Source organism: Roseomonas sp. KE0001 (assembly GCF_016107285.1).
Lineage (GTDB): Bacteria > Pseudomonadota > Alphaproteobacteria > Acetobacterales > Acetobacteraceae > Pseudoroseomonas.
Map to the genome: position 1 here is coordinate 1 of NZ_RCVQ01000033.1, position 2326 is coordinate 2326.

Genomic DNA, 2326 nt, shown 5'->3' on the forward strand with positions numbered 1-2326 from the left:
GACGAGAGCCCGGTGACCGGCGAGTCCGTCCCCGTCCCCAAAGCCGAGGGCGCCTCCGTCTTCGCGGGCAGCATCAACGCCTCTGGCGCGCTGCAGGTCCGGGTGACGAAGCCCGCCTCCGACAACACCATCGCCCGCATCATCCGCCTGGTGGAGGAGGCGCAGGACGCCAAGGCGCCCACCGCCCGCTTCATCGAGCGGTTCTCGGCCGTCTACACACCGATCGCGGTCGCCGTCGCGGCTCTGGTGGCTGTGGTGCCGCCGCTTTTCCTCGGTGCCGACTGGGACACCTGGATCTATCGAGGCCTGGCGCTGCTGCTGGTCGCCTGCCCCTGCGCCCTCGTCCTCTCGACGCCCGCGGCCATCGCCTCCGGCCTCGCCGTCGGCACCCGACGCGGCCTGCTGGTGAAAGGCGGCGGCGCCCTGGAGGCCATCGGCCGGATCCGCACCGTCGCCTTCGACAAGACCGGCACCCTGACCGAGGGGCGGCCCCGCGTGACGGACGTCCTCGCCTTGTCCGGCCCGGAGCGCATCATGCTCGGCCTCGCCGCCGCGGTGGAGAACGGCTCCAGCCACCCGCTCGGCCGCGCCATCCTGGAGCGGGCGGACGCCGATGGCATCCCGCTCCGCCCCGCCAAGGACTCGCGGGCCATCCCGGGCAAGGCCGTCGAGGCGGTTGTCACCGGCAAGCGGGTGGCCGTCGGCTCGCCCTCCCATGCCGCCGGACGGGCACCGCTTCCGGCCGACGCGGCGCGGACGGTCGCCGAGTGGGAGAACCAAGGAAAGACGGTGGTCGTCGTCTCCGTGGACGGTGCCCACACCGGCCTGATCGCGGTGCGCGACGAGCCCCGGCCGGACGCAGCCGCGGGCATCCGGGCGCTCGACGCCCTGGGCGTCGAGGCCGTCATGCTCACCGGCGACAACGTCCGCACCGGGCAGGCCATCGCCGGGGCGCTCGGCCTGAAGGTGAAGGCGGGCCTGCTGCCCGAGGACAAGCTGCGCGAGATCGGCGCCCTCAAGGAAAAGGCGCCCGTGGCCATGGTCGGCGACGGCATCAACGACGCGCCCGCGCTCGCGGCCGCTTCAGTCGGCATCGCCATGGGCGGCGGGACCGACGTGGCCCTGGAGACGGCCGACGCGGCGCTGCTGAACAGCCGCGTCGTGGATGTGGCCGCCCTGGTCGGGCTGTCGCGCGCGACGCTCTCCAATATCCACCAGAACGTGGCCATCGCCCTCGGTCTGAAGGCGGTCTTCCTGGTGACGACGGTGGTCGGCGTCACCGGCCTCTGGCCCGCCGTGCTGGCCGACACCGGCGCCACGGTGCTGGTGACCCTCAACGCCCTGCGCCTGCTCGGATACCGCTTCAAGGGCGTGGCGCATGACTGAGGTCCTGCCTAGGGCGCGCCTCGCCTGGACCTGGAGCGCGGCGACGGCCGCGCTGGCCTTCGCGCTGGACCAAGCGACGAAGTGGTGGGTGCTGGCCCATCTCATGGATCCGCCCCGCGTCATCCCCATCACCCCGTTCTTCAACCTGGTGCTGGGATGGAACCGGGGCGTCAGCTTCGGTCTGCTGTCGGCGGACCACCCCGCGACGCCCTGGCTCCTGTCCTCCCTCGCGCTCGCCGTCGTCGTGGGCCTCGTCGTCTGGACGACGCGCGACCGGCGGCCGGGGATGGCGGCCTCGGTCGGGTTCATCGCCGGAGGCGCCCTGGGCAACGTCGTCGACCGGCTGCGGCACGGCGCCGTGACGGACTTCCTGGACTTCCACGTGGCTGGCTACCACTGGCCCGCCTTCAACCTTGCCGACACCGCGATCTTCGTCGGCGTCGCGCTCCTGCTCCTCGTCGGCGGGAGGCGCGAACCGGCGGGCGCGCCGACCTCCGCGGCGCGACCCTGAGGGCGGGACCGCCGTGAACCCGCTCCTCCAGATGTCCGGCCTCCTGACAGCCTTCCTGGCCGGGATGGTCTCGTTCCTCTCGCCCTGCGTGCTGCCGCTGGTGCCCGGCTACGTCTCCTACGTCGCCGGTCGCTCGGTCGCCGCCGAACGCGCGGCGCCCGGTCGCCTCGCCACGGTCGGCCTCGGCCTCTGCTTCGTCCTGGGGTTCGCGACCGTCTTCGTGGCGATGGGCGCGGGCGCCTCGGCGCTGAGCCAAGCCCTGCTGCGCTACCGCTACGAGGCCGGGATCGTGGGCGGCGTGGTGGTCATCCTGTTCGGCCTCATGACCGCGGGCGTCCTGCGGCTGATGCCGCTGCAACGCGACCTCCGCTTCATGCCGACCCTCAGCGGTGGCACGCCGCTCTCCGCCTACGTGCTCGGGCTGGCCTT

The 2326-nt window shown here is 73.1% G+C and carries 3 protein-coding genes; all 3 read left to right on the plus strand.

Features of this window, described 5'->3' with window-relative positions; translation table 11 throughout:
* Window positions 1-1386: heavy metal translocating P-type ATPase (locus D9598_RS20805; RefSeq protein ID WP_198368392.1), on the plus strand; the 1386-nt coding region annotated here is incomplete at its 5' end.
* Entirely contained in the window at window positions 1379-1897 is a 519-nt protein-coding gene (lspA, locus tag D9598_RS20810; protein WP_099096354.1) for a signal peptidase II, read from the plus strand. The genes D9598_RS20805 and lspA, both read left to right, overlap by 8 nt.
* A 13-nt stretch (window positions 1898-1910) precedes the next feature.
* Window positions 1911-2326: cytochrome c biogenesis CcdA family protein (locus D9598_RS20815; protein WP_370592108.1), on the plus strand; the 416-nt coding region annotated here is incomplete at its 3' end.